A 25305-nucleotide genomic window follows, 5' to 3' on the forward strand; every position below is an offset into this window, starting at 1 on the left:
GCGGACACCTGTATCGATCCGGCCAGGTAACGACGATAGTGCGCGAGGGATGCACGCGGATCAACGAGGGGTTTGTTTCAAAAATGAACGGTGTCGGACCGGTTGGCGGGGGGTGTGATAAGCCGGGATGCAGGCTGTAGGAAAATAGGTACGAGGCGTCTTCCGGAGGGGCCGCTCCGCGTGGAGCACAGAAATCGCAGGCATGAAAAAGGGCGACCGAAGTCGCCCTTTTTCTTAATGGTCAGTCAGAACTTAGTTCTGCTTTTCCATTTGAGCACGCAGCAGGTCACCCAGGGTGGTTGGACCGGTTGCGATGTCCGAAGCAGCTGGCTTGTCGCGCAGGCTCTGGATTGCTTCTTTCTCGTCTTCAACGTCTTTCGACTTGATGGACAAGTTGATCACGCGCGACTTGCGGTCAACGCTGATGATCTTGGCTTCGACTTCTTCGCCTTCCTTCAGGACGTTACGCGCGTCTTCAACGCGGTCACGGCTGATTTCGGAAGCTTTCAGAGTGGCTTCGATGTCGTCGGCCAGGGTGATGATGGCGCCCTTGGCGTCAACTTCTTTAACGGTACCGCGAACGATAGCGCCTTTGTCGTTGACAGCAACGTAGTTGGAGAACGGATCGCTTTCCAGTTGCTTGATGCCCAGGGAGATACGCTCACGCTCTGGATCAACCGACAGGATCACGGTGTTCAGCTCATCGCCTTTCTTGTAGCGGCGTACTGCTTCTTCGCCAGCTTCGTTCCAGGAGATGTCGGACAGGTGAACCAGACCGTCGATGCCGCCGTCCAGACCAATGAAGATACCGAAATCGGTGATCGACTTGATGGTGCCGGAGATTTCGTCGCCCTTGTTGAACTGGCCAGAGAAGTCTTCCCATGGGTTCGACTTGCACTGCTTGATGCCCAGGGAGATACGACGACGCTCTTCGTCGATGTCCAGAACCATGACTTCCACTTCGTCGCCGACTTGTACGACTTTCGAAGGGTGGATGTTCTTGTTGGTCCAGTCCATTTCGGAAACGTGTACCAGACCTTCAACGCCTTCTTCCAGCTCAGCGAAGCAGCCGTAGTCGGTCAGGTTGGTCACGCGCGCCATGACGCGGGTGTTCTCTGGGTAACGAGCCTTGATAGCAACCCATGGGTCTTCACCCAGTTGCTTGAAGCCCAGGGAAACGCGGTTGCGCTCGCGATCGTACTTCAGAACCTTGACGTCGATCTCGTCGCCAACGTTGACCACTTCGGAAGGGTGCTTGATGCGCTTCCAGGCCATGTCGGTGATGTGCAGCAGGCCGTCCACGCCGCCCAGGTCCACGAAGGCGCCGTAGTCGGTGAGGTTCTTGACGATACCCTTGACTTGCTGGCCTTCCTGCAGCGATTCCAGCAGAGCTTCGCGCTCGGCCGAGTTCTCTGCTTCCAGGACGCTGCGACGGGAAACGACAACGTTGTTGCGCTTCTGGTCCAGCTTGATGACCTTGAATTCCAGCTCTTTGCCTTCCAGGTGCGTGGTATCACGAACCGGACGGACATCAACCAGGGAACCAGGCAGGAACGCACGGATGCCGTTAACGTCGACAGTGAAGCCGCCTTTAACCTTACCGTTGATAACGCCCTTGACCACTTCTTCGGCGGCGAAAGCTGCTTCCAGAACAATCCAGCACTCGGCGCGCTTGGCTTTTTCACGGGACAGCTTGGTTTCGCCAAAGCCGTCTTCGACCGCGTCCAGCGCAACGTGAACTTCGTCACCGACCTTGATGGTCAGCTCGCCAGCTTCGTTGTAGAACTGCTCGAGCGGGATGACGCCCTCGGACTTCAGACCAGCGTGGACAGTAACCCAGTCACCGTCGATATCGACAACGATACCGGTGATGATCGCACCTGGTTGAAGGTTGAGGGTTTTCAGGCTTTCTTCAAAGAGTTCTGCAAAGCTTTCGCTCATTTTAATTCCTGTAGATTTGGGCGGAGAAAACGCCCATCAGCCGCACTCCAGACAATGCGGGTTCGTTCATAGTAAAGAAGGCGCACGGGCTAGGGACTGGTTTCCCGTGCGCTTTCTGGTCACCCGGCGATATCGCGGATTGCGATTTCGCTCATGATGCGTTCCAGCACCTGCTCGATGGACAATTCCGTGGAATCCAGCTGAATGGCGTCGGCCGCCGGTTTGAGCGGGGCCACCGCTCGCTGGGTGTCGCGTTCATCACGCGCACGTATCTCATCTAGCAGACTCGACAGACTAACATCTTCGCCTTTGCCCTTCAACTGCAAGTAACGTCGACGCGCACGCTCCTCGGCACTGGCGGTCAGGAAGACCTTCAATGGCGCATCGGGGAACACCACGGTGCCCATGTCACGGCCGTCGGCGATCAGCCCCGGGGCCTCGCGAAAGGCGCGCTGGCGCTGCAGCAAGGCTTCGCGCACGGCCGGCAGGGCCGCGACTTTCGACGCGCCGGCGCCGGCGGTTTCAGTGCGGATGACGGTGCTGACTTCATCGCCTTCCAGAATGATGCGTTGCAGCTGACCTTCGGTCGCGGCGATGAACTGAACATCCAGATGAGCGGCAAGCTGAGCCAGCAGCACTTCATTGTCCAGGGCCACGCCATGGTTGCCGGCATTGAAGGCCAGCAGGCGGTACAAGGCGCCGGAGTCAAGCAGGTTCCAGCCCAGGCGCTTGGCCAGGATGCCGGCCACGGTGCCCTTGCCAGAGCCACTAGGGCCGTCGATGGTAATTACTGGCGCGTGGGAAATCACGACTTGCCCTCTTCGGTTACACGGATCCCGACCTGGCCACACAGCGCCAGGAAGTTGGGAAAGGAGGTGGCGACATTGGCGCAATCGAGGATGCGCACCGGCCCGCTGGCCCGCAACGCCGCCACACTGAAGGCCATGGCGATGCGGTGATCGCCGTGGGCCTGGATTTCGCCGCCGCGCAGCGCGCCACCGTCGATGATTATGCCATCTTCGGTTGGCTGACAGGTTACACCCAGGGCACTCAGACCATCGGCCATGACCTGGATGCGGTCCGATTCCTTCACCCGCAGCTCCTGGGCACCGCGTAGCACGGTGCGACCCTGGGCGCAGGCGGCGGCGACGAACAGCACCGGGAACTCATCGATGGCCAGGGGCACCAGCGCCTCGGGAATCTCGATCCCCTTGAGCACGGCTGAGCGCACCTGCAGGTCGGCCACGGGCTCGCCGCCGACCTCACGCAGGTTGTGCAGGCTGATGTCAGCCCCCATCAGCTTGAGGATATCGATGACGCCGGTGCGCGTCGGGTTGATCCCTACATGTTCCAGCACCAGGTCGGAGCCTTCGGCGATGGAGGCGGCTACCAGGAAGAACGCCGCCGAGGAGATATCCCCCGGCACTTCAATGCGCGTGGCCGCCAGGCCGTGGCCCGATGCCAACGCCACCGTGGCACCCTGGACAGCCACCGGGTAGCCGAAGCCCTGCAGCATGCGCTCGGTATGGTCGCGGGTCGGCGCTGGCTCGGTGACGCGGGTTTCGCCCTCGGCATACAGGCCGGCCAGCAGCAGGCTGGATTTGACCTGGGCGCTGGCCATGGGCAAGGTGTAATCAATGGCCCGCAGGCGCTGGCCGCCTTGAAGGGTCAATGGCGGCAAACCGTCGGCACCGGCCTCGATGCGCGCCCCCATGGCCTGCAGCGGCGCGGTGACGCGACTCATTGGCCGGCGCGACAACGAAGCATCCCCGGTCAGTTGGCTATCGAAGCGCTGGGCGGCCAACAGCCCCGCCAGCAGGCGCATGGACGTACCCGAATTGCCGACATAGAGGGGGCCTGGCGCCGGCTGCAACCCGTGCAGGCCAACACCATGAATGACCAGCCGACCATGGTGCGGCCCCTCGATGACCACCCCCATGTCGCGGAACGCCTGCAGGGTAGCCAGTGCATCCTCACCTTCAAGGAAGCCTTCGACTTCGGTCATGCCTTGCGCAAGGGAGCCCAGCATGATCGAGCGATGGGAAATGGATTTATCGCCTGGCATGCGCACGCTGCCCGACAGGCGGCCGCCCGGTTGCGCAAGGAAGTTCAAGCCCTTGACCGCGCGCTTGTCCATATACGCCCGACGGGCGAGGATCTTGCCGAAATGTTCGCGCGCCACCCGGGCACGGGTAAACACCCCCAGCATATGGTGACCATCACCGGCGGCCACGGCCTCGCGCAGCACATCCAGGTCACTGCGGAAGGTGTCCAGGGTGCGCAGCACGGCATCGCGGTTGGCCAGGAAGATGTCATGCCACATCACCGGATCGCTGCCTGCGATACGGGTAAAGTCGCGAAAACCGCCGGCGGCGTAGCGGAAGATGTCGAGGTTTTCGTTGCGCTTGGCCAACGAGTCCACCAGGCCGAAAGCCAGCAAATGCGGCAAGTGGCTGGTGGCGGCCAGGACTTCGTCGTGGCGCTCGATGGCCATGTGCTCGACGTCCGCCCCCAGGGCACGCCACAGCGCATCCACCACCGACAGCGCGCGGGGCGAGGTTTCGTCCAGCGGCGTCAGGATGACTTTGTGGCGGCGGAACAGCTCGGCGTTGGAGGCCTCTACCCCGCTCTGCTCGGAGCCGGCGATCGGATGGCCGGGCACGAAGTTGAGCAACTGCCGCGGCGCCAGCACCTCGCGGGCGGCGCGCACGACATTGCCCTTGGCGCTGCCCACGTCGGTGAGTATCGCGTCGCCCAGGTCGAGCCGCGCCAGCATGCCCAGGAGTTTTTCCATGGCCAGGATGGGCACGGCCAACTGGATCACGTCAGCCCCCTGGCAAGCGGCAGCCAGGTCTTCTTCACAGCGGTCGACCACCCCCAGTTCCACCGCCAGCTTGCGCGACTGCGGATCCAGGTCCAGGCCCACCACTTCGCCGCACAGGCCGCTTTCGCGCACGCCCTTGGCGAAGGAACCACCAATCAGCCCCAGGCCGACGACCACCAGACGGCCGATCAACGGCGTGGGTGTTGCAACAGAGGAAAAATCAGGCACGAGCCAGAACCTTGCTCAACGCTTCCAGGAAACGGGCGTTTTCGGTAGGCAGGCCAATGGTCACCCGCAGGTGCTGAGGCATGCCGTAATTGGCGACCGGGCGCACGATCACCCCTTCCTGCAACAGCCCCTGGAACACTGGCGCGGCCACGCGGCCCAGGTCGATGCACAGGAAGTTGCCCTTGGACGGGATCCAGCCAAGGCCCAGTTCGCGGCAGCCGTTTTCCAACTGCTGCATGCCGAACTCATTGAGCTCGCGGCTCTTGGCCAGGTAGTCGCTGTCGGTCAGCGCCGCGCAGGCGGCGGCCAGGGCCAGGCTGTTGACGTTGAACGGCTGACGCACGCGGTTGAGCACATCGGCGATCACCGGCGACGACAACGCGTAACCTACCCGCAACGCTGCCAGGCCGTAGGCCTTGGAGAAGGTGCGTGATACCAGCAGGTTGGGGAATTCGGCCAGGTAGTCCAGGCCGTCCGGCAGGTCGCCACCGGTCGCGTACTCGATATAGGCCTCGTCCAGCACCACCAGCACATCGGACGGCACGTCACGCAGAAAGGCTTGCAACGCCTGCGCGTTGAACCAGGTGCCGGTTGGGTTGTTGGGGTTGGCCACGAAGACAATGCGGGTATTGGCATCGATGGCCGCCAGCATGGCCGGCAGATCATGCCCCCACTCCTTCGCCGCCACCACGCGCGCCTGCGCGCCTACTGCCTGGGTGACAATCGGGTAAACGGCAAAGGCGTGCTCGCTGAACACGGCATTCAGGCCAGGCGCCAGGTAGGCCCGCGCAACCAGTTCGAGAATGTCGTTGGAACCGTTACCCAAGGTCACCTGGTTGGCCTGCACACGGCAGCGCTCGGCCAGCCGGGCCTTGAGCTCGAACCCATTGCCATCGGGGTAACGGGTCAGCTCGGCCAATTCATTGGCGATGGCTTCGCGCACCTTGGGGCTGGCGCCCAGCGGGTTCTCGTTACTGGCCAGCTTGACGATGCTGGCCGGGTCCAGGTTCAGCTCGCGCGCCAGCTCATCGACCGGTTTGCCGGGCACGTACGGCGACAATTGTTGAACGCCCGACTGCGCGAGGGCGAGAAAATCACTCATGACTACACTCCGAGCCAAGCATCACAGGACAGCTTTGGGGTAGGAACCCAGCACCTTCAGGGCGACGGCTTCCTGGCTGATTTTTTCCAGCACGCCCTTGATCAGCGGGTCGCGGTGGTGGCCAACGAAGTCGATGAAGAATACGTAGGTCCACTTGCCGCTGCGCGATGGGCGGGTCTCGATGCGCGTCAGGTCGATGCCGTTGTCATGGAACGGCACCAGCAACTCGTGCAGTGCGCCCGGGCGGTTGCTCATCGACACGATGATCGAAGTCTTGTCATCACCGGTGGGCGGCACTTCCTGGTTGCCGATGATCAGGAACCGGGTGGAGTTGTCCGGGCGGTCCTCGATCTTCTCGGCCAGGCGCTGCAGGCCGTACAGGCTGGCAGCCATGTCACCGGCGATGGCGGCGGAATTCCATTCGCCCTTCACCCGCTTGGCCGCCTCGGCATTGCTGGACACCGCGATGCGCTCGACGTTGGGGTAATGGGCGTCCAGCCATTTGCGGCACTGGGCCAGCGACTGGGCGTGGGAGTAGATGCGGGTGATGGCATCGGTCTTGGTGTTCTCGCCGATCAGCAGGTGGTGGTGGATACGCAACTCCACTTCCCCGCAGATGACCATGTCGTGTTCCAGGAAGCTGTCCAGGGTGTGGTTGACCGCGCCCTCGGTGGAGTTCTCCACCGGCACGACGCCGAAGTTGACCGCACCGGCCACCACTTCGCGGAACACTTCGTCGATGGCAGCCATTGGCTTGCTGACCACGGCGTGACCGAAGTGCTTCATGGCCGCGGCCTGGGTGAAGGTACCCTCCGGGCCCAGGTAGGCGACATGCAACGGGTTCTCAAGGGCCAGGCAGGAAGACATGACCTCGCGGAACAAGCGCGCCATCTCTTCGTTGCTCAGCGGCCCCTTGTTGCGCTCCATGACACGCTTGAGCACCTGGGCTTCGCGCTCGGGCCGGTAGAACACCGGCTTCTCGCCTTCAGCCAGGGAGGCCATCTTCACTCGGGCGACTTCTTCCGCACAGCGGGCGCGGTCGCTGATGAGTTCGAGAATTTTCTCGTCCAACGTATCGATGCGGACCCGCAGGGCCTTGAGTTCCTGTTCAGACATCAGGCGTTTTCCTTTTCGAATTCGGTCATGTAAGTGACCAGAGCCTCGACGGCATCCAGGCCGAGGGCGTTGTAGATAGAGGCACGCATGCCACCGACCGAGCGGTGACCTTTCAGGTTCAGCAGACCGCGGGCGTCGGCACCGGCCAGGAAGGCCTTGTCCAGGCGCTCGTCCGCCAAACGGAACGGTACGTTCATCCACGAGCGGGCATTGTGGGAGATGGGGTTGGTGTAGAACTCGCTGCTGTCGATGAAGCCATACAGGCGGTCCTTCTTGGCGCGGTTGCGCGCTTCCATGGCCGCGACGCCGCCCTGCTCTTTCAGCCACTCGAACACCAGGCCCGACAGGTACCAGGAATAGGTGGCCGGGGTGTTGTACATCGAGCCGTTGTCGGCGGCGATCTTGTAGTCGAGCATGGTCGGGCAGGCGCTGCGGGCACGGCCCAGCAGGTCTTCGCGAATGATCACCACCACCAGGCCACTGGGGCCGATGTTCTTCTGCGCGCCGGCGTAGATCATGCCGAACTGCGACACGTCGATAGGGCGCGACAGAATGTCGGAAGACATGTCGACCACCAGCGGCACGTCACCGGTCTGTGGCACCCAGTCGAATTCCAGGCCACCGATGGTTTCGTTGGACGCATAGTGAACGTAGGCGGCACCCGGGGTCAGCTTCCACTCGTTCTGCCCGGGAATGGCCAGGTAGTCGTAGGGCTTGGCGCTGGCGGCTACATTGATGTTGCCGTAGCGGCGCGCTTCCTCGATGGCCTTCTTCGACCAGATACCGGTCTCGATGTAGTCGGCGGTGCCGCCTTCAGGCAACAGGTTCAGCGGGATCTCGGCGAACTGCTGGCTGGCACCGCCCTGCAGGAACAGCACCTTGTAGTTCGAGGGAATGGACAGCAGGTCACGCAGATCCTGCTCAGCCTTCTCGGCGATGGCCACGTAGTCGTCGCTGCGGTGGCTCATCTCCATCACGGAGAGGCCCTTGCCGCGCCAGTTCAGCATCTCGGCCTGGGCGCGCTGCAGAACAGCTTCGGGAAGCGCAGCAGGACCTGCGCAGAAGTTAAAGGCTCGGTTGCTCACATCCACTCTCGCTCTGCTTGATGTCTATTTGCATTGGCCGAGGGCGGTGGCGCCTGCTTCCCCAACTTCGCCGGGCCCGACAGAGAACCTCTGCCGGACCGGGCGAAGCTGGGGGAAACAGACGCCACCGCCCCCAAGCCTTACACGCACAACTGTTGTTTATTCCTGCGGCAACTCATCGTCACCTGCGACGTCTTCCGACGCCTCGACACCGTCCACCGGCGCTTCGAAGCCTTCTTCGCCTTCGAGCAATTCCTCGCCCTCGACCTCCGATGGCTCCTGCACCCGCTCCAGGCCTACCAGCGTTTCGTCGCTGGCCAGCTTGATCAAGGTGACGCCCTGGGTGTTACGGCCCAGGCTGGAGACTTCGCCGACACGGGTCCGCACCAGGGTACCCTGGTCGGAGATCAGCATGATCTCCTCACCGTCCAGTACCTGTACAGCCCCGACCAGGCGGCCGTTACGTTCGTTGCTGACCATGGCGATCACGCCCTGGCCGCCCCGCTTGTACTCGGGGAACTCGCTGATGGCGGTACGCTTGCCATAACCACGCTCGGAAGCGGTGAGGATCTGGCTGCCTTCTTCCGGGATCAGCATGGAAATCAGCTTCTGGCCTTCCGGCAGGCGCATGCCGCGCACGCCGCGGGCGGTACGACCCATGGCCCGTACGTCGGACTCCTTGAAGCGGGTCACCTTGCCGCCGTCGGAGAACAGCATCACTTCACGCTCGCCGTCGGTGATGGCGGCGGAGATCAGCACGTCGCCCTCGTCCAGCTCCAGGGCAATCAGACCGACGCTGCGCTGACGGCTGAAGGACTCCAGCGGGGTCTTCTTCACGGTGCCGTTGGCGGTGGCCATGAAGATGAAGTGGCCTTCGGTGTATTCCTCGACCGGCAGCATGGTGGTGATGTACTCGCCATCGTCCAGCGGCAGCAGGTTGACCAGCGGGCGACCACGGGCGGCACGGGAGGCCTCCGGGATCTCGTAGGTCTTGAGCCAGTAGACCTTGCCTTTGCTGGAGAACAGCAGCAGGGTGGTATGGCTGTTCGCTACCAGCAGGTGAGCGATGTAGTCTTCGTCCTTCACGCCGGTCGCCGACTTGCCCTTGCCGCCGCGGCGCTGGGCCTGGTAGGCAGCCAGTGGCTGGGTCTTGGCGTAACCGCCGTGGGAAATGGTGACCACGCGCTCTTCTTCCGGGATCATGTCACCCAGGGTCAGGTCCAGGCGCGCATCGAGAATCTCGGTGCGGCGCACGTCGCCGTATTCGGCGCGGATCACTTCCAGCTCTTCGCGGATCACTTCCATCAGGCGCGCGGCGCTGTTGAGGATGCGGATCAGCTCGCCGATCTGGTTGAGGATTTCCTGGTACTCGGCCAGCAGCTTCTCGTGCTCCAGGCCGGTCAGGCGGTGCAGGCGCAGGTCGAGGATGGCCTGGGCCTGTTCCGGCGACAGCCAGTACTTGCCATCACGCAGGCCATATTGCGGGTCCAGGTTCTCGGGGCGCGAAGACTCGGCGCCGGCCGCTTCCACCATGGCCACCACGGCGCTGGATTCCCAGGCGGTGCTGACCAGGGCTTCCTTGGCCTCGGAGGGCGTTGGCGAGGCCTTGATCAGGGCGATGACCGGGTCGATGTTCGACAACGCCACGGCCTGGCCTTCCAGGATGTGGCCACGCTCGCGGGCCTTGCGCAGTTCGAAGACGGTACGGCGGGTCACCACTTCGCGGCGGTGGCGCACGAACGCTTCGAGCAGGTCCTTGAGGTTCAGTACACGCGGACGGCCGTCGATCAGCGCGACGACGTTGATGCCGAACACGGCCTGCATCTGGGTCTGGGCGTACAGGTTGTTGAGGATGACCTCAGGCACTTCGCCACGGCGCAGCTCGATGACGATGCGCATGCCGTCCTTGTCGGACTCGTCGCGCAGCTCGGTGATGCCTTCCAGTTTCTTCTCTTTCACCAGCTCGGCGATCTTCTCGATCAGGCGAGCCTTGTTCAGCTGGTACGGCAGCTCGGTGACGACGATCTGCTGGCGGCCACCGACCTTGTCGATGTCTTCCACCGTGGAGCGGGCGCGCATGTAAATGCGGCCACGGCCGGTGCGGTAGGCTTCGATGATGCCAGCGCGGCCGTTGATGATGGCGGCGGTCGGGAAGTCCGGACCGGGAATGAACTGCATCAGCTCATCGATGGTGATGTCGGCGTTGTCGATCAGCGCCAGGCAGCCGTCGATGACTTCACCCAGGTTGTGCGGCGGAATGTTGGTGGCCATGCCCACGGCGATACCGCTGGAACCGTTGACCAGCAGGTTGGGGATCTTGGTCGGCATGACTGCCGGGATCTGCTCGGTGCCGTCGTAGTTGGGCACCCAGTCCACGGTTTCCTTGTGCAGGTCAGCCAGCAGCTCGTGGGCCAGCTTGGTCATGCGCACTTCGGTGTATCGCATGGCCGCGGCGTTGTCGCCGTCCACCGAACCGAAGTTGCCCTGGCCGTCTACCAGCAGGTAGCGCAGGGAGAAAGGCTGGGCCATGCGAACGATGGTGTCGTAGACCGCGGTGTCACCGTGGGGGTGGTACTTACCGATCACGTCACCGACCACACGGGCGGATTTCTTGTACGGTTTGTTCCAGTCGTTGCCCAGCTCACTCATCGCAAACAGAACGCGGCGATGCACGGGCTTCAAGCCATCACGCGCATCAGGCAGTGCACGCCCGACGATGACGCTCATCGCGTAGTCGAGGTAGGACTGTCTCAGTTCGTCTTCGATATTGACCGGGAGGATTTCTTTGGCCAGTTCGCCCATGAGAAGCCTGATTCCTTTTTCTGGTGAAACTCCGCGACATCCACCGGGACGTACGAAGCTCGCCGCCGACGGCCAGTGCCGCGAGGCGACTTACGACAAATCAACGAGTTATGCTCAGGATCTGCGCAGTGGGGGCCGCACCTAGAGGCGACCCTGGAAACCGTCGGATGTTACCACAATCGCCGTCAGGGACCTATCCCCCTCAAGGCTTGCAAACCCATTAATTGATAGGCAAATGCGCTTTAAGGTGGGTCTGAGGGGCTTTTGGGGGGATAGCGGGTGTTTTCGGGTGGTTTTTTTGATCGCTTTGGGTTGGATTTGTGGCGCCTGCTTCCCAGGCAAGCCTGGTCCCACACCTTTCGCGGCGGTAGTGTCAGTGAGGCAAAGCACGATCGTGTCCCAGGAAGTGGTGTAACTAAACCAATCGAAGGCGCCCTGCGGGCGAAAGAGGTTGGTCATCGTGGTTTTTGGCTAACGTTGAGTTTGCGGACTTAACCTTCACCAGAGAAACCACGATGACCAAGCCCACTATCGCATTGACCGAGTTGGTTGAGAAAGGGGCAGATGCTGATCTGCTCAAGCAAATGATCCAGTTCGTTGCCCAGCGCATGATGGAGTTCGACGTCGAAGGCCTGTGCGGCGCCGGCTTCGATGTCAAAAGCCCAGACCGGACGAACAGCCGCAACGGCTACCGTGATCGCCTCTGGCAAACCCGCGCTGGCGATGTCGACCTAAAGATCCCGAAACTGCGTCAGGGTAGCTATTTCCCCGGCTTTCTAGAGCCACGCCGTACTGCCGAGAAGGCTATGGCGGCGGTGATCCAGGAGGCCTATATCCAGGGTGTTTCAACGCGTTCAGTGGACGAGCTGGTCAAAGCCATGGGCATGACCGGCATCTCCAAGAGCCAGGTGTCACGGCTGGCTGGCGAGATTGATGAGCGGGTCCACGCCTTCCTTGATCGCCCACTTGAAGGCGACTGGCCCTATCTCTGGATCGATGCTACTTACGTCAAGGTGCGGGAGGCCGGGCGCATCGTCTCGGTCGCCGTCATAATCGCCGTGGCCGTGAACACCGATGGTGGCCGCGAAGTCCTGGGCATGCGGGTTGGCCCTTCGGAAGCCGAGCCGTTCTGGACAGACTTCCTGCGAAGCCTTATGCGGCGTGGCCTGCGTGGCGTAAAGCTGGTCATCTCTGACGCCCACGAAGGGCTCAAGGCCGCTGTTTCCAAGGTCTTCAACGCGACTTGGCAGCGTTGCCGCGTGCACTTCATGCGCAACGCCATGGCCCATGTCGGCAAGGGGCAACGCACCATGGTGGCGGCGCTCCTGCGTACGGTTTTCGCCCAAGACAGCCGTACCGAATGCCATCAGCAGTGGCGCCTGGTCGCCGATCAACTGCGCGAAAAGTACCCCAAGATCGCAACGCTCATGGACGGCTGCGAGGATGAAGTGCTGGCGCACATGGCGTTTCCCAAGGCGCACCGGCAGCAGTTGCACAGCACCAATCCACTGGAGCGGCTCAATGCCGAGATCAAGCGCCGCACCGATGTCGTGGGTATCTTTCCCAACGATCCGGCGATCACACGGCTGGTAGGCGCGATGCTGTTGGAGCAGAACGACGAGTGGTGCCTGCAACGGCGTTATATGCAGTTGGAGGCCTTTGAGGCAGTCAGCGATAATCCACAGGCCAAGCTGTCGGCCGTGATCAACTAAACGGCAAGCTCTGTGGCCAGAACCGCGATGAGTTACACCACTTCCTGGGACACGATCCAAAGCACTTAGCCCTGGCGCATGCCAGGCCTACCCGGAACTGCCATGGCTGACACCCAAGGTGTGGGACCGGGCTTGCCCGGGAAAGGTAGCGCCTGCTTCCCAGGCAAGCCTGGTCCCACACCCTTCGCGGCAGTGGGGTCAGTGAGGCAAAGCACTTAGCCCTGGAGGCATGGCAGGTCTGGCCGGGACTAGCCTGTCTGCCCCCCAAGGTGTGGGACCGGGCTTGCCCGGGAAGGGAGTTGCCTGCTTCCCAGGCAAGCCTGGTCCCACACCCTTCGCGGCAGTGGGGTCAGTGAGGCAAAGCACTTAGCCCTGGCGGCATGCCAGGCCTACCCGGAACTGCCATGACTGACACCCATGGTATGGGACCGGGCTTGCCCGGGAAAGGTGGTACCTGCTTCCCAGGCAAGCCTGGTCCCACACCTTTCGCGGCAGTGGGGTCAGTGAGGCAAAGCACTTATCCCTGGCGGCATGCCAGGTCTACCCGGAACTGCCATGACTGACACCCATGGGGTGGGACCGGGCTTGCCCGGGAAGGGAGTTGCCTGCTTCCCAGGCAAGCCTGGTCCCACACCCTTCGCGGCAGTGGGGTCCGTGGGGCAAAGCACTTAGCCTTTGGAGGCATGGCAGGTCTAGCGGGAGTGGCCTGACTGACACCGAGGGTGTGGGACTGGGCTTGCCAGGAAACAGGTTCAATACTGGCAAACATCTGGAAACCAGCCAGCACTTCGATTTTTGCATAACCACCTAAGGTAGGCATAACTCATCAATAAAGGGCAAAGAGCATGCCTCTGTACAATGAAAGGCGCCTGCGTGTTGGTCGGATTTCAGAAATCGGTCGCGTTTACCTGATCACGACAAGCACCTTCAGCCGAACTCCACACTTCGGGGACTGGCAAGTCGGACGACTGGTGGTCAGGGAGCTCATGCGCGAGCAGGCAGAAGGCAACGCGTTTAGCCTGGCCTGGGTGCTGATGCCCGACCATCTTCATTGGCTGGTGGAGCTCAAATGCGGCAATTTGTCAGCCATGATTCGGCGAGTCAAATCCCTTTCAACGCGAAGCCTGAATGCCACTGCCAATCACAGAGGCAAGATATGGCAAAAAGGTTTTCATGACCGTGCTTTGCGTCGGGAAGAAGACCTGAGGGCTACCGCCCGCTATGTCATTGCCAACCCCCTAAGGGCTGGCCTGGTGAAAAGGGTTGGGGATTATCCTCTGTGGGATGCCGCTTGGATTTGAGTGCTTGGCTGGATTTGTGGTGCCTGCTTCCCAGGCAAGCCTGGTCCCACACCTTTCGCGGCGGTAGTGTCAGTGAGGCAAAGCACTTAGCCCTGGAGGCACTGCAGGTCTAGCCGGAACTGCCATGGCTGACACCCATGGTGTGGGACCGGGCTTGCCCGGGAAAGGTAGCGCCTGCTTCCCAGGCAAGCCTGGTCCCACACCTCTCGCGGCAGTGGGGTCAGCGGGGCAAAGCACTTAGCCCTGGCGGCATGGCAGGTCTAGCCGGAACCGCCCCGACTGACACCCATGGTGTGGGACCGGGCTTGCCCGGGAAAGGTGGTGCCTGCTTCCCAGGCAAGCCTGGCCCCACACCCTTCGCGGCAGTGGTGTCAGTGAGGCAAAGCTCTTAGCCCTGGCGGCATGGCAGGTCTACCCGGAACTGCCCTGACTGCCCCCCATGGTGTGGGACCGGGCTTGCCCGGGAAGCAGACGCCACCCATCAATGCAAGCGTTTGCGGCACATCAACTGCGCCATCTTCGCCGTGTCGGGGCGTTCGACGATGCCTTTCTCGGTGACGATGACGTCGATCAGGTCGGCAGGAGTGACATCAAACACGGGGTTGAACACCTCGACATCAGCCCCCACCCGTTGCCCGCCTACGTCCAGCAGCTCGCTGGCGGCGCGCTCCTCCAGGTAAACGTCGTCACCACTGGCCACACCCATGTCGATAGTGGAACTGGCCGCCACCACCATGAAGCGCACGCCGTGGTGCATGGCGGTCACCGCAAGCTGGTAGGTGCCGATCTTGTTCACCACGTCGCCATTGGCGGCAATGCTATCGGCCCCGACGACCACCCAGGTGATGCCCTTGGTTTTCATCAGGTGGGCCGCGGCCGAGTCGGCATTGATGGTCACCGGGATCTGTTCATTGGCCAGCTCCCAGGCCGTCAGGCGCGAGCCTTGCAACCAGGGGCGTGTTTCGTCGACGAATACGCGCTCCACCATCCCTTCGCTAAACGCCCCGCGGATCACCCCCAGGGCGGTGCCGAAGCCGCCGGTGGCCAGCGCGCCGGTGTTGCAATGGGTGAGCAAGGCCTGCATGTTGCCCTGATGACGGCGAATGATGTCCACCCCCAGCTGCGCCATGGTCAGGTTGGCCTCGCGGTCACTTTCATGGATGGCAACGGCTTCAGCCTCCAGCAGCGCCAGGGCATCGGGTTGCTGGCGCACGCGCACCAGCCGCTCACGCATGCGGTTCAGCGCCCAGGACAAGTTGGTCGCCGTGGGCCGCGCGCCCGCGAGGGCGTCGAAGTCGGCGTCCAGCGCCGCCACCCAGTCACCCCCCTGCGCCTGGCGCTGGCGCGCCGCCAGCACCAGGCCGTAGGCGGCGCTGATACCAATGGCCTGCGCCCCACGCACCACCATGGCCGCAATGGCCTCGGCCACCCCGTGCGCGTCGGTGTAGGCCAGCCACTTCTGTTCGGCGGGCAAGGCACGCTGGTCAAGCAAATGCAGGGCGCCGTCACGCCATTCAATGGCCCTGACTTTCTCTGCTGCCAATAGACGTTCGCGCATTGCCTACCCCTGATCTGAAAGCCGACATCAAAAGCGGCCGATTATAGCGAGCCCCCGAAGAAGACGCTCGGGTATACTTCGCCATCATCGATTGAAAGCACCGGATATTTCCCATGCCCAATGCCAGCCCGCCGCTCGACCTGCTGCTCCTGCCCACGTGGCTGGTGCCCGTGGAACCGGCCGGCGTGGTGCTCAAGGAGCACGGCCTGGGCATTCGTGATGGCAATATAGTATTCATCGGCCCGCGGGCGGAAGCCTTGAAGTACCAGGCAGCAGAGGTAAGGGAGCTTCCCGACATGCTGCTGACGCCCGGCCTGGTCAATGCCCATGGCCACGCCGCGATGACCCTGTTTCGCGGCCTGGCCGACGACCTGCCGCTGATGACCTGGCTGCAGGACCATGTCTGGCCAGCCGAGGCGCGCTGGGTGGACGAAGCGTTCGTGCGCGATGGCACGGACCTGGCCATCGCCGAGCAGCTCAAGGGCGGCATCACCTGCTTTTCGGACATGTATTTCTACCCACGCACCGCCAGCGAACGGGTACACCACAGCGGCATGCGCGCGCAGATCTGCATCCCGGTGCTGGATTTCCCTATTCCCGGCGCCCGCGACGCCGACGACGCCCTGCATCAGGGCATCGAGCTGTTCAACGACTTCAAGCACCACCCGCGCCTCTCCATCGCCTTCGGTCCCCACGCCCCTTATACCGTGGGTGACACCAACCTGGAGAAAATCCGTGTGTTGGCCGACGAGCTCGATGCCCCCATTCAGATGCATGTCCATGAGACCGCCGGCGAGGTGGACGAGGCCGTGAGCGCCAGCGGCGAACGCCCGCTGGCCCGCCTGGCGCGTCTGGGCCTGCTGGGCCCGCGGCTGCAGGCCGTGCACATGACCCAGATCAGCGAAGACGACCTGGCGCTGCTGGTGGAAAGCAATACCAGCGTGGTGCACTGCCCCGAATCCAACCTGAAACTGGCCAGCGGCTTCTGCCCGGTGGAACGCCTGTGGCAAGCCGGCGTCAATGTGGCAGTAGGCACCGACGGCGCCGCCAGCAACAATGACCTGGACCTGCTGGGCGAAACCCGTACCGCCGCCCTGCTGGCCAAGGCCGTGGCCGGCAGTGCCACGGCCCTGGACGCCCACCGCGCGTTGCGCATGGCCACCCTTAACGGCGCCCGCGCAGTGGGCCTGCAGGCCTGCATCGGCTCGCTGGAGGTGGGCAAGGCCGCGGACATCACCGCCTTCGACTTGTCGGGTCTGGCGCAACAACCGATCTACGACCCGGTGTCGCAACTGATCTATGCCACCGGACGCGAGTGCGTGAAGCATGTCTGGGTGGCCGGCAAGGCCTTGCTCGATGACCGGCGCCTGATGCGCCTGGACGAGCAGGCGCTGGTCGACACCGCCCAACGCTGGGGCCAGCGCATTGGCGCCCGGCACGAATAACCGTCACGGCGGCGCTCAAGCCGCCGGCTACCGATTTCAAGCAAGTTTTCAGAGGACACCCCCATGAGTAACGTCGACTACGCCGAAATCGCCAAATTCGAAGCCTTGGCGCACCGCTGGTGGGACCGCGAAAGCGAGTTCAAGCCACTGCACGACATCAACCCGATGCGGGTCAACTGGATCGACGAGCGCGCCAAGCTGGCCGGCAAGAAGGTGCTGGACGTAGGCTGCGGCGGCGGCATTCTCAGCGAGGCCATGGCCCTGCGCGGCGCGACCGTGACCGGTATCGACATGGGCGAAGCGCCGCTGGCCGTCGCCCAGTTGCACCAGCTGGAGTCCGGCGTGCAGGTGCAATACCGGCAGATCACCGCCGAAGCCCTGGCCGAGGAAATGCCCGGTCAGTTCGACGTGGTCACCTGCCTGGAAATGCTCGAGCACGTGCCTGACCCTTCTTCGGTCATTCGCGCCTGCTTCAAGATGGTCAAACCCGGCGGCCAGGTGTTTTTCTCCACCATCAACCGCAACCCCAAGTCGTACCTGTTCGCGATCATCGGTGCCGAGTACATCCTCAAGCTGATGCCGCGCGGCACCCATGACTTCAAGAAATTCATCCGCCCTTCCGAGCTGGGCGCCTGGGCCCGCACGGCCGGCCTGGCGGTCAAGGACATCATCGGCCTGACCTACAACCCGTTGACCAAGCACTACAAGCTGGCCGCCGACGTCGACGTCAACTACATGGTCCAGACCCTGCGGGAGGAGTGATCGATGCGCTTGAGAGCGGTTCTCTTCGACATGGACGGTACGCTGCTGGACACCGCGCCGGACTTCATCGCCATCTGCCAGGCCATGCTCGCCGAACGCAACCTGCCGGCCATCGATGACCAGTTGATCCGCGACGTGGTCTCCGGCGGCGCCAAGGCCATGGTTTCGGCCACCTTCGCCCTGTCACCCCAGGCACCGGAATTCGAGGCCTTGCGCCTTGAGTTCCTGGAGCGCTACCAAGTGGGTTGCGCCGTGCACAGCCACCTGTACGAAGGCATGGCCGAGCTGCTGGACGACATCGAGAAGGCAGGGCTGCGCTGGGGCGTGGTCACCAACAAGCCCGTACGGTTCGCCGAGCCCATCATGCAACAGCTGGGGCTGGCCGAGCGCTCGGCGCTGCTGATCTGCCCGGACCACGTGACCCACAGCAAGCCGGACCCGGAGCCCCTGACCCTGGCATGCACGATGCTCGACCTGGACCCGGCCAGCGTGCTGTTCGTGGGTGATGACCTGCGTGACATCGAGTCGGGCCGCGACGCCGGTACGCGTACTGCCGCGGTGCGCTATGGCTACATCCACCCCCACGACAACCCCAGCCACTGGGGGGCGGATGTGGTGGTAGACCGGCCGCGGGACCTGCGCAAGGTGCTCGACCAGGCGCTGTGCGGCTGCTGACCTGACAAGGGGCGTCGCTTGCCCCGATGCCAACCCAAAGGACAACCCATGTTCGACTACACCGCACCACCCGACCTGCTCGATGGGCGTGTCATCCTGGTCACCGGTGCCGGCCGCGGCATCGGTGCCGCCGCTGCGCTGGCCTACGCCGCACACGGCGCGACCGTGCTGCTGCTGGGCAAGACCGAAGCCAACCTGAATCAGGTCTACGACCAGATCCAGGCCGCCGGCTATCCGCAAGCAGTGGTCATCCCGTTCAACCTGGAAACCGCCCTGCCCCACCAGTACGACGAACTGGCGGTCATGATCGAGAACGAATTTGGTCGCCTGGACGGCCTGCTGCACAACGCCTCGATCATCGGCCCGCGCACGTCGGTCGACCAGCTCAGCGGCGAGCACTTCATGCGCGTGATGCATGTCAACGTCAACGCCATGTTCATGCTCACCCAGACCCTGCTGCCACTGCTCAAGCTGTCTGCCGACGGGTCCGTGGTATTCACTTCCAGCAGCGTGGGGCGCAAGGGGCGGGCCTACTGGGGCGCGTACGGGGTATCGAAGTTCGCCACCGAAGGGCTGATGCAGACCCTGGCCGACGAGCTCGATGCCATGGGCACCTTGCGGGCCAACAGCCTCAACCCAGGCGCCACCCGCACCAGCATGCGGGCCCAGGCGTACCCGGCCGAACCGCCGGAGAAAAATCCGCTGCCCGAGGCCATCATGCCGGTGTACCTGTACCTGATGGGCCCCGACAGCAAGGGCGTGAACGGCCAGGCGTTCAACGCCCAGTAAGGCGTCAGTGCTGAGCGACCGCTACCACGCGCTCGCGACGCACGGTACGCTGTTCCAGCTCCAGGGCCATGCAGCGCTCGAGGAAATTGAACATGTAGTCGTAGCTCATGCAGATGGCGCGGCGCAGCTCCGACTGCAGGGCACGGGTGGGGTTGTGCCCGGCCAGGGTGCAGATGATCTCCAGCGCTTCCCACGGGTGGGCGTCATCGTACTGGGCATGCATTTTCAGCCACTTCATGGCCCGCTTGCGCCCTTCCTCCGGGAAAGCCTGGGCGTAGGTGTCGTTTTCGCACACCACCGCCGACCATTCACCAGTCGCCCCTTCAATCGCATAGTTGGTCGCCGCCATGCCGATGATCAGCGAGTCGGCCGTGGTGCTCTGCCAGCACCAATGGCTCAGCGACAGCAGTTCGGCAGGCACATCCTGGGCCTGCAGATCCTCGAGGGTGATGCCATGGGCGTTGCACCAATGCAGCCAGTAGTCCGCGTGGTTGAGCTCGACACGGATGTTGCGCATCAACCAGCGACGCGCCATGTCTTCGCCAGGGTGGCGACCGAAGCGCGTCTTGGTCAGGCTGTTGGCCATGTACAGGGAGAATTGCTCGACCACCGGCCAACCGCCAATCAGGTACTGGCGCATGGTCTTGGCGCTCAGCGTGGCATCGCGCATATGGCGGTACAGCTCATGCTCGACCACCCGGCGCTTGCTTTCACTGCAGTCGCGGATCAGTTGCTGAGCCCAGAGCGGGTAACTGGTGGCTTCCATGAGGGGGCCAGTACGGACGAACGCCTCGATCACTTTTCAGATTCCTTCTTTATGGAGTGACGGTCACGGCTGCCAGCGTCAGCGAAACGTCCCCGGCGCCGTGAACAACAAAGGGCGGGGGCGGATCTCGCGTCGCTGCAGACTTTCGCAGGTGAATACCTGTGGACGTTCTATCAGATAACCCTGGGCATAATCTACCCCGATTTCCAGTAGCGCCTGCTCTATCAGCGGTGTTTCGACGAACTCGGCGATGGTTTGCTTGCCCATGACATGGCCGATATGGTTGATGACCTCGACCATGGCGCGGTTCACCGGGTCGTCAAGCATGTCCTTGACGAAACTGCCGTCAATCTTGAGGAAGTCCACCGGCAGGTGTTTCAGGTAGGCGAACGAAGACATGCCAGCGCAGAAATCGTCCAGAGAGAACCGGCAGCCCAGGCCCTTGAGCTCATTGATGAAGCGAATGGCGCTGCCCAGGTTGGAGATGGCCGCGGTTTCGGTGATTTCGAAACAGATCAGCTCCGGCGGTATGGAGAAGCGCTGGAACTGCTCACGCAAGTAGGCCAGGAAAGCGTCATCGCCGATGCTCGTGCCGGACAGGTTGATGGCGCAGATCGCCAGCGGTTGCGGCGCACCCTCGCTCAGGCACTGCTGGATGACCTTGAAGACGTTCTGCACCACCCAGCGGTCCAGGGCCGTCATCAACCCATAGCGCTCGGCGGCGGGAATGAAATTTTCCGGCATGATCACCCGCCCGCTTTCATCATGCAGGCGCAGCAGAATCTCGATATGGCCACCGGAGTTGTCGGTACGGCCCAGAGAGGCGATTTCCTGGGCATATAGCACGAAGCGGTTGTCTTCCAGGGCCATGTGCAGCCGCTGCACCCAGGCCATTTCCCCGAAGCGCATGGACAGCTCGGTGTCATCGGCGTGGTACACCTGAACCCGGTTGCGGCCCTTTTCCTTGGCCATGTAGCACGCCATGTCGGCGGCGCGCAGCGAAGCTTCCAGCGTGGAGGGTGCCTGGGCGATGTGCACCAGGCCGATACTGACCGTGGTGACGAACGGCCGCCCTTTCCAGACGAAATGCAGGTTCTGCACGGTCTGGCGCAGGTTCTCAGCGATGCGCTCCGCCATGTCTGCTGGGCAGTTTTCCAGCAGGATGCCGAATTCGTCACCCCCCAGCCGTGCCAGGGTATCGCCTTCGCGCAGGCCCGATTGCAACAGGGTGCAGATGTGCCGCAACAGTTCATCACCCGCGGCGTGGCCACAGGTGTCGTTGACCAGCTTGAACTGGTCCAGGTCCAGAAACATCAATGAATGGCGGCTCTGGGCGCGGTTGAGCTTGCCCAGGGCCTGTTCCAGGCGGAATTCGAATTCGCGGCGGTTGGCCAGCCCGGTCAGGGCGTCGTGGGTAGCCTGCCACGACAAGTTGGCGATGTACTGGCGCTCCTGGGTCATGTCATGCAGCACCAGCACGGTGCCACTGATACGCCCGTCGGTACGGATGGGCGCGCCCACCAGGGTCACCGACACGGTACTGCCGTCCAGGCGCTGGATCAGCTTGGCGTGCTCACTGCCCCCGGACAACTGCCCGGCCAGGATGTGTTCGATCAGGGTGAAACTGTCTTTCTCGGCGTTTTCGTCCAGCAGGTTGAACAACGACGCCAGCGGCAAGCCATTGGCCTGCTCGGCGTTCCAGTGGGTCAATTGCTCGGCGGCCGGGTTCATGTAGGCGATGCAGCCCTCGAAGTCGGTGGCGATCACGCCGTCGCCGATGGAGGCCAGGGTGACCTGGGCACGCTCCTTTTCCAGTTCCAGGGCATTGGCGAAGGCATGGCGCTGGCCCAATAGCCGGTGCACCCGCCACAGGGCCAGGGCGATCAGCAGCACCGCCGTGCCCAGGTTGACCACCATCAACAACCGCCACAGGAACCGCGACCCTTCGCCCAGGGCGTCACTGAACGCCTTGGCCGCGGGCGTGACGCCGTCGTTGATGGCCAGGATCTGGTCCTTCCAACGCATGATGTCTTCTTCGGTGGCACTGCCGCGGCTGATGCCGGCGTGCATCTGCTGGGCCACGTTGTCCAGTTGCACCAGGTAACTGTCGCCCACGGTCCAGCGCTCGATGGCGCGCTCCAGGTAGCTGAAATGGCGGAAATTGAGGTACAGCCAGATCAGGCTGGAGACATCGTCGGGGTGGTTGCCGCCCTGCAGAATGCCTTGGCGCGCCGCTACCAGGTCGGGGGCCGGACGGTCCAGGGCCACGCGCAGGTCATGGCTGCCCTGTGGCACGGCGATGGCGGTCTGGTATTTGCTGAAGATACGCTCGTCGCGGCTGTCGGCGTACAGGTTGAGATAATAGATTGCATCCTTCTGGCCCTTGGACCAGAGACTCTCGCCCGCCACATAGCCCCGCACGGCGGACAACGCGTACAGGCTGATGCAACCCAATAGAGCCTGAAACAGTACGACTGCGATAAATGGCCAGACGATGCCCAATAATCTCGGCGTTTCGAGAGTCCGATTTTGCTTCATGAGGTCCCTTGCATCAGCAGCGCCAGACAACCACCAGGGAAAACTCCACTTCCATCAGCACAGCCTAGGCGAAAACTGCGCGAACAGGGGATTTCTGGCGGTCAGGCATCTTGTTTCGTTCAACACGGCACTTTACAGGCCTATCCAAATGAATGGCTAGCCTTGTCTTTGGTACAAATGTACCGGTATTGCCCGCCCTAGACCTGTTGCAGGTGGCCGTACAGGCGCGCGTAAAGCCCACCCTCGGCGATCAGTTGCTGGTGGTCACCGTCCTCGGCAATGCGCCCGCCGTCGAAGACCAGCACGCGGTCGGCCTGCTTCACCGCGGAAAGCCGGTGGGCGATGATCAGCGTAGTACGCCCGCCCAGGAAGCGCGCCATGGCCTGGTGCAGGTTGTATTCAGTAGCGGCATCCAATGCCGAGGTGGCCTCGTCGAGAATGACCACCTGGGGGTTGGCCAGGATCATGCGGGCGATGGCCAGGCGTTGACGCTGGCCGCCGGACAGGCGCACACCGGAACGGCCGACGATGCTGTCCAGGCCCTGGGGCAACGCGCGGATGGTGGTGTCCAGCTGGGCCGTTTCCAACGCCTGCCAGCAGGCCTCGTCGCTGCGCTCACGGCCCAGGGTGAGGTTGGCGCGGACGGTGTCGTTGAACAGCGACGGGTGCTGCAGGACCACGGCGACATGCTCGCGCAGCGTGGCCAAGCCGATCTCCTGCTGGGTACAGCCGCCGAATCGGATCACGCCGCTCTGGGGGGTATACAGGCCGAGCAACAGCTGCACCAGGGTGCTCTTGCCGCCGCCGCTCGCACCGACAATGGCGACTTTCTCGCCCGGGGCGATGGACAGGTTCAACTGGTCCAGCACTTTGTCTTCGCCGTAGCCGAAACTCAGGTCGCGCACGTCGATGCCCACCGTGTCGCGGTTGCGAAACGGGTTGATCCCCCCAGGGTACTGAGGTTCGTCGGCGCGGGCCAGCAGTTCGTTGATGCGCGTCAGGGCGCCATCGGCCGCGTAGTAGGCGTACTGCAGGTTGAGCAGTTGCTCCACCGGCCCGATCATGAACCACAGGTAACTGAATACCGCCAGCATCTGGCCGATGGACAGATCGGAAAACAGCACGGTGAGCATGGCCACCGCCCGAAAAATGTCGATACCGAACTGGAACAGCAGGCCGCTGGCGCGCCCGGAGGCGTCGCTTTTCCATTGCGAGGCCACGGCGTAATCGCGCACCTCACGCGCCCGCTGGCCAAGACGGCCGAGGAAGAAGCCCTGGCGGTTGCCCGCACGCACTTCCTGGATGGCGTCCAGGGTCTCGGTGAGGGCCTGGGTGAACCGCGCGGTGCTGTCGTTTTCCAGCTTCTTGAGGGACTTGACGCGCTTGCCCAACTGCACGGTGGCGAAAATCACCAACGGGTTGAACAGCAGTATCAACAGCGCCAGCTTCCAGTTCATCCACATCAGGATGCCCGCGGTGCCGACCAGCGTGAGCATGGCCACCAGGAAACGGCTGAGGGTTTCGCCAACGAATTTGTCGAGGGTGTCCAGGTCGGTGACCAGGTGAGTGGTGACGGTGCCGCCGCCCAGGCTCTCGTATTCACTCAGCGAGATGCGCTTGAGGCGCTCGATGAGGCGGATACGCAGGCGGTAGACCACATCCTTGGCCAGGCCGGCGAACAGTTTGGCTTGCACCACGTTGAACACCAGCGCCAGGCAACGCAGGCAAAACGTCACCAGCAGCATCAGGCCGATGTAGCCCGCCGCCTGCTGCCAGGCAGCGGGCAAGGCGTGGTCCATGACCTTCAGGGCCGTGTCACCATGGCCCAGCAGCACTTCGTCCACCAGCAATGGCAGCAACAGCGGGATCGGCACGCTGCACAGGGTAGCGAGCACGGCCACGCCATTGGCGATCCACAGGGCTTTGCGATGCCTCAGGGCCAGTTGCCGGATGTGCGCCCAACTGAGCCGGTCAGGGCTGACGGGCTCGGGCCGCAGGGGCAGTTCGGTCGGCCCGGGCAGTTCAAGCATGGGCGGCCCTTTCCAGCCAGCGGGCAAACAGCGGTGCCAGCTCCTCCAGTGGCTGGTAACCATTGGTCAACAACGCCATCTGCCCGCCACGCTGGGCAAGCATGGTGGGAAAACCGGCGATGTTGAGGTCGCGCACCCAGCTGAAATCGTCCGCGGTGGCGCTGAGCAATTCGGCGCTGTCGAAGGCCGCGGCAAATTCGATGCGCGGAATGCCGGCCGCTTCCGCCAACTCCACCAGCACCGCCACCTGAGTCACGTCGCGCCCCTGGGCGTAGAACGCGTGCTGGATCAGCTTGGCCATGTCCCAGGCCGCGCCCTCGTCGAGGCTGCGCACCGCCACCACGGCACGGCACGCAGGCTCGGTGTCATAGACGAAGCCCTCGGGCAGCGCCCCCTCGAACTTGAAGGGCTGGCCGGTGGCGTCATGCACGGCGTGCCAGTGGTGCAGGATGCTGCTGCGCAGGGACGGTTCCAGCGCAGCCCCGCCCCCGGTGCGCAACCCGCCCATGACCAGGTGCACGCCCACGCCGGCGGCCTTCGCCTGCTGGATCAGTGCCTCGGCCACCGGGGCAAAGCCCCAGCACCAGGAACACATGGGGTCCATCACGTACAGCAGGCGGGTTTGCATGGC

The 25305-nt window shown here is 63.1% G+C and carries 18 protein-coding genes; 6 read left to right on the forward strand and 12 right to left on the reverse strand.

Annotated features, from left to right (window positions below; all coding sequences use genetic code 11):
* Positions 1–252: 252 nt before the first annotated feature.
* From rpsA to gyrA, 7 genes are all read right to left on the reverse strand, one after another.
* Complete coding sequence (gene rpsA / locus HWQ56_RS21395) at positions 253–1941, reverse strand: 30S ribosomal protein S1 (RefSeq protein ID WP_027977357.1); 1689 nt, start codon at positions 1939–1941, stop codon at positions 253–255.
* 119 nt (positions 1942–2060) lie between these two features.
* Entirely contained in the window at positions 2061–2750 is a 690-nt protein-coding gene (gene cmk, locus HWQ56_RS21400) for a (d)CMP kinase (RefSeq protein WP_158152657.1), read from the reverse strand.
* Positions 2747–4957: a bifunctional prephenate dehydrogenase/3-phosphoshikimate 1-carboxyvinyltransferase gene (locus tag HWQ56_RS21405; RefSeq protein ID WP_176572461.1), complete on the reverse strand. Its 2211-nt coding sequence runs from the start codon at positions 4955–4957 to the stop codon at positions 2747–2749. The genes cmk and HWQ56_RS21405 overlap by 4 nt, the downstream gene beginning before the upstream one ends.
* 28 nt (positions 4958–4985) lie before the next feature.
* Complete coding sequence (gene hisC, locus HWQ56_RS21410) at positions 4986–6095, reverse strand: histidinol-phosphate transaminase (RefSeq protein ID WP_158152656.1); 1110 nt, start codon at positions 6093–6095, stop codon at positions 4986–4988.
* Positions 6096–6116: 21 nt separating this feature from the next.
* Positions 6117–7211, reverse strand: a complete 1095-nt coding sequence (pheA, locus tag HWQ56_RS21415) for a prephenate dehydratase (RefSeq protein ID WP_158152655.1) — start codon at positions 7209–7211, stop codon at positions 6117–6119.
* Positions 7211–8296, reverse strand: a complete 1086-nt coding sequence (serC, locus tag HWQ56_RS21420; protein ID WP_176571731.1) for a 3-phosphoserine/phosphohydroxythreonine transaminase — start codon at positions 8294–8296, stop codon at positions 7211–7213. Before serC ends, pheA begins: the two co-directional genes overlap by 1 nt.
* A gap of 159 nt (positions 8297–8455) precedes the next feature.
* Complete coding sequence (gene gyrA / locus HWQ56_RS21425) at positions 8456–11098, reverse strand: DNA gyrase subunit A (protein ID WP_158152653.1); 2643 nt, start codon at positions 11096–11098, stop codon at positions 8456–8458.
* 515 nt (positions 11099–11613) lie between these two features.
* Between gyrA and HWQ56_RS21430 the strand changes: the two genes are divergently transcribed.
* Both HWQ56_RS21430 and HWQ56_RS21435 read left to right on the forward strand, forming a co-directional pair.
* Entirely contained in the window at positions 11614–12810 is a 1197-nt protein-coding gene (locus tag HWQ56_RS21430; protein ID WP_060501916.1) for an IS256 family transposase, read from the forward strand.
* Between the two features lie 845 nt (positions 12811–13655).
* Positions 13656–14111, forward strand: coding sequence for an REP-associated tyrosine transposase (locus tag HWQ56_RS21435; RefSeq protein ID WP_176571732.1), 456 nt, complete (start codon positions 13656–13658; stop codon positions 14109–14111).
* A 481-nt stretch (positions 14112–14592) separates the two neighbouring features.
* Here the strand turns inward: HWQ56_RS21435 and mtnA are convergent, their stop codons facing one another.
* Complete coding sequence (mtnA, locus tag HWQ56_RS21440; RefSeq protein ID WP_158158061.1) at positions 14593–15669, reverse strand: S-methyl-5-thioribose-1-phosphate isomerase; 1077 nt, start codon at positions 15667–15669, stop codon at positions 14593–14595.
* A 113-nt stretch (positions 15670–15782) separates the two neighbouring features.
* Here mtnA and HWQ56_RS21445 point away from each other — a divergent pair, with 113 nt between their 5' ends.
* The 4 genes from HWQ56_RS21445 to HWQ56_RS21460 all read left to right on the forward strand — a co-directional run bounded on the left by HWQ56_RS21445 (position 15783) and on the right by HWQ56_RS21460 (position 19340).
* Positions 15783–17114, forward strand: coding sequence for a TRZ/ATZ family hydrolase (locus HWQ56_RS21445; protein ID WP_176571733.1), 1332 nt, complete (start codon positions 15783–15785; stop codon positions 17112–17114).
* A gap of 63 nt (positions 17115–17177) precedes the next feature.
* The gene (gene ubiG, locus HWQ56_RS21450; RefSeq protein WP_176571734.1) at positions 17178–17876 is read left to right on the forward strand and encodes a bifunctional 2-polyprenyl-6-hydroxyphenol methylase/3-demethylubiquinol 3-O-methyltransferase UbiG; all 699 of its coding nucleotides are present in this window, start codon (positions 17178–17180) and stop codon (positions 17874–17876) included.
* A gap of 3 nt (positions 17877–17879) precedes the next feature.
* Positions 17880–18551, forward strand: a complete 672-nt coding sequence (gene mupP / locus HWQ56_RS21455; RefSeq protein ID WP_176571735.1) for an N-acetylmuramic acid 6-phosphate phosphatase MupP — start codon at positions 17880–17882, stop codon at positions 18549–18551.
* 48 nt (positions 18552–18599) lie between these two features.
* Positions 18600–19340, forward strand: coding sequence for a YciK family oxidoreductase (locus HWQ56_RS21460; protein WP_176571736.1), 741 nt, complete (start codon positions 18600–18602; stop codon positions 19338–19340).
* A gap of 4 nt (positions 19341–19344) precedes the next feature.
* Here the strand turns inward: HWQ56_RS21460 and HWQ56_RS21465 are convergent, their stop codons facing one another.
* The 4 genes from HWQ56_RS21465 to HWQ56_RS21480 all read right to left on the reverse strand — a co-directional run bounded on the left by HWQ56_RS21465 (position 19345) and on the right by HWQ56_RS21480 (position 25302).
* Entirely contained in the window at positions 19345–20139 is a 795-nt protein-coding gene (locus HWQ56_RS21465; protein WP_176571737.1) for an iron-containing redox enzyme family protein, read from the reverse strand.
* A 45-nt stretch (positions 20140–20184) separates the two neighbouring features.
* Positions 20185–22644 carry an EAL domain-containing protein gene (locus HWQ56_RS21470; RefSeq protein ID WP_158158055.1) on the reverse strand — a complete coding sequence of 820 codons (2460 nt, stop codon included), beginning with the start codon at positions 22642–22644 and terminating at the stop codon, positions 20185–20187.
* 197 nt (positions 22645–22841) lie between these two features.
* Positions 22842–24674: an ABC transporter ATP-binding protein gene (locus tag HWQ56_RS21475; protein WP_158158054.1), complete on the reverse strand. Its 1833-nt coding sequence runs from the start codon at positions 24672–24674 to the stop codon at positions 22842–22844.
* Positions 24667–25302: a DsbA family protein gene (locus tag HWQ56_RS21480; protein WP_158158053.1), complete on the reverse strand. Its 636-nt coding sequence runs from the start codon at positions 25300–25302 to the stop codon at positions 24667–24669. Before HWQ56_RS21480 ends, HWQ56_RS21475 begins: the two co-directional genes overlap by 8 nt.
* Between the last annotated feature and the right edge of the window lie 3 nt (positions 25303–25305).

The sequence above is a fragment of the Pseudomonas eucalypticola genome (assembly GCF_013374995.1).
Classification (GTDB): domain Bacteria; phylum Pseudomonadota; class Gammaproteobacteria; order Pseudomonadales; family Pseudomonadaceae; genus Aquipseudomonas; species Aquipseudomonas eucalypticola.

Bases quoted from the DNA above. Each gene is read 5' to 3' on its own strand.
- rpsA (WP_027977357.1), bottom strand. From the start codon at position 1,941: ATGAGCGAAAGCTTTGCAGAACTCTTTGAAGAAAGCCTGAAAACCCTC.
- hisC (WP_158152656.1), bottom strand. From the start codon at position 6,095: ATGAGTGATTTTCTCGCCCTCGCGCAGTCGGGCGTTCAACAATTGTCG.
- pheA (WP_158152655.1), bottom strand. From the start codon at position 7,211: ATGTCTGAACAGGAACTCAAGGCCCTGCGGGTCCGCATCGATACGTTG.
- gyrA (WP_158152653.1), bottom strand. From the start codon at position 11,098: ATGGGCGAACTGGCCAAAGAAATCCTCCCGGTCAATATCGAAGACGAA.
- HWQ56_RS21430 (WP_060501916.1), top strand. From the start codon at position 11,614: ATGACCAAGCCCACTATCGCATTGACCGAGTTGGTTGAGAAAGGGGCA.
- HWQ56_RS21435 (WP_176571732.1), top strand. From the start codon at position 13,656: ATGCCTCTGTACAATGAAAGGCGCCTGCGTGTTGGTCGGATTTCAGAA.
- mtnA (WP_158158061.1), bottom strand. From the start codon at position 15,669: ATGCGCGAACGTCTATTGGCAGCAGAGAAAGTCAGGGCCATTGAATGG.
- HWQ56_RS21445 (WP_176571733.1), top strand. From the start codon at position 15,783: ATGCCCAATGCCAGCCCGCCGCTCGACCTGCTGCTCCTGCCCACGTGG.
- ubiG (WP_176571734.1), top strand. From the start codon at position 17,178: ATGAGTAACGTCGACTACGCCGAAATCGCCAAATTCGAAGCCTTGGCG.
- mupP (WP_176571735.1), top strand. From the start codon at position 17,880: ATGCGCTTGAGAGCGGTTCTCTTCGACATGGACGGTACGCTGCTGGAC.
- HWQ56_RS21460 (WP_176571736.1), top strand. From the start codon at position 18,600: ATGTTCGACTACACCGCACCACCCGACCTGCTCGATGGGCGTGTCATC.
- HWQ56_RS21470 (WP_158158055.1), bottom strand. From the start codon at position 22,644: ATGAAGCAAAATCGGACTCTCGAAACGCCGAGATTATTGGGCATCGTC.
- HWQ56_RS21475 (WP_158158054.1), bottom strand. From the start codon at position 24,674: ATGCTTGAACTGCCCGGGCCGACCGAACTGCCCCTGCGGCCCGAGCCC.
- HWQ56_RS21480 (WP_158158053.1), bottom strand. From the start codon at position 25,302: ATGCAAACCCGCCTGCTGTACGTGATGGACCCCATGTGTTCCTGGTGC.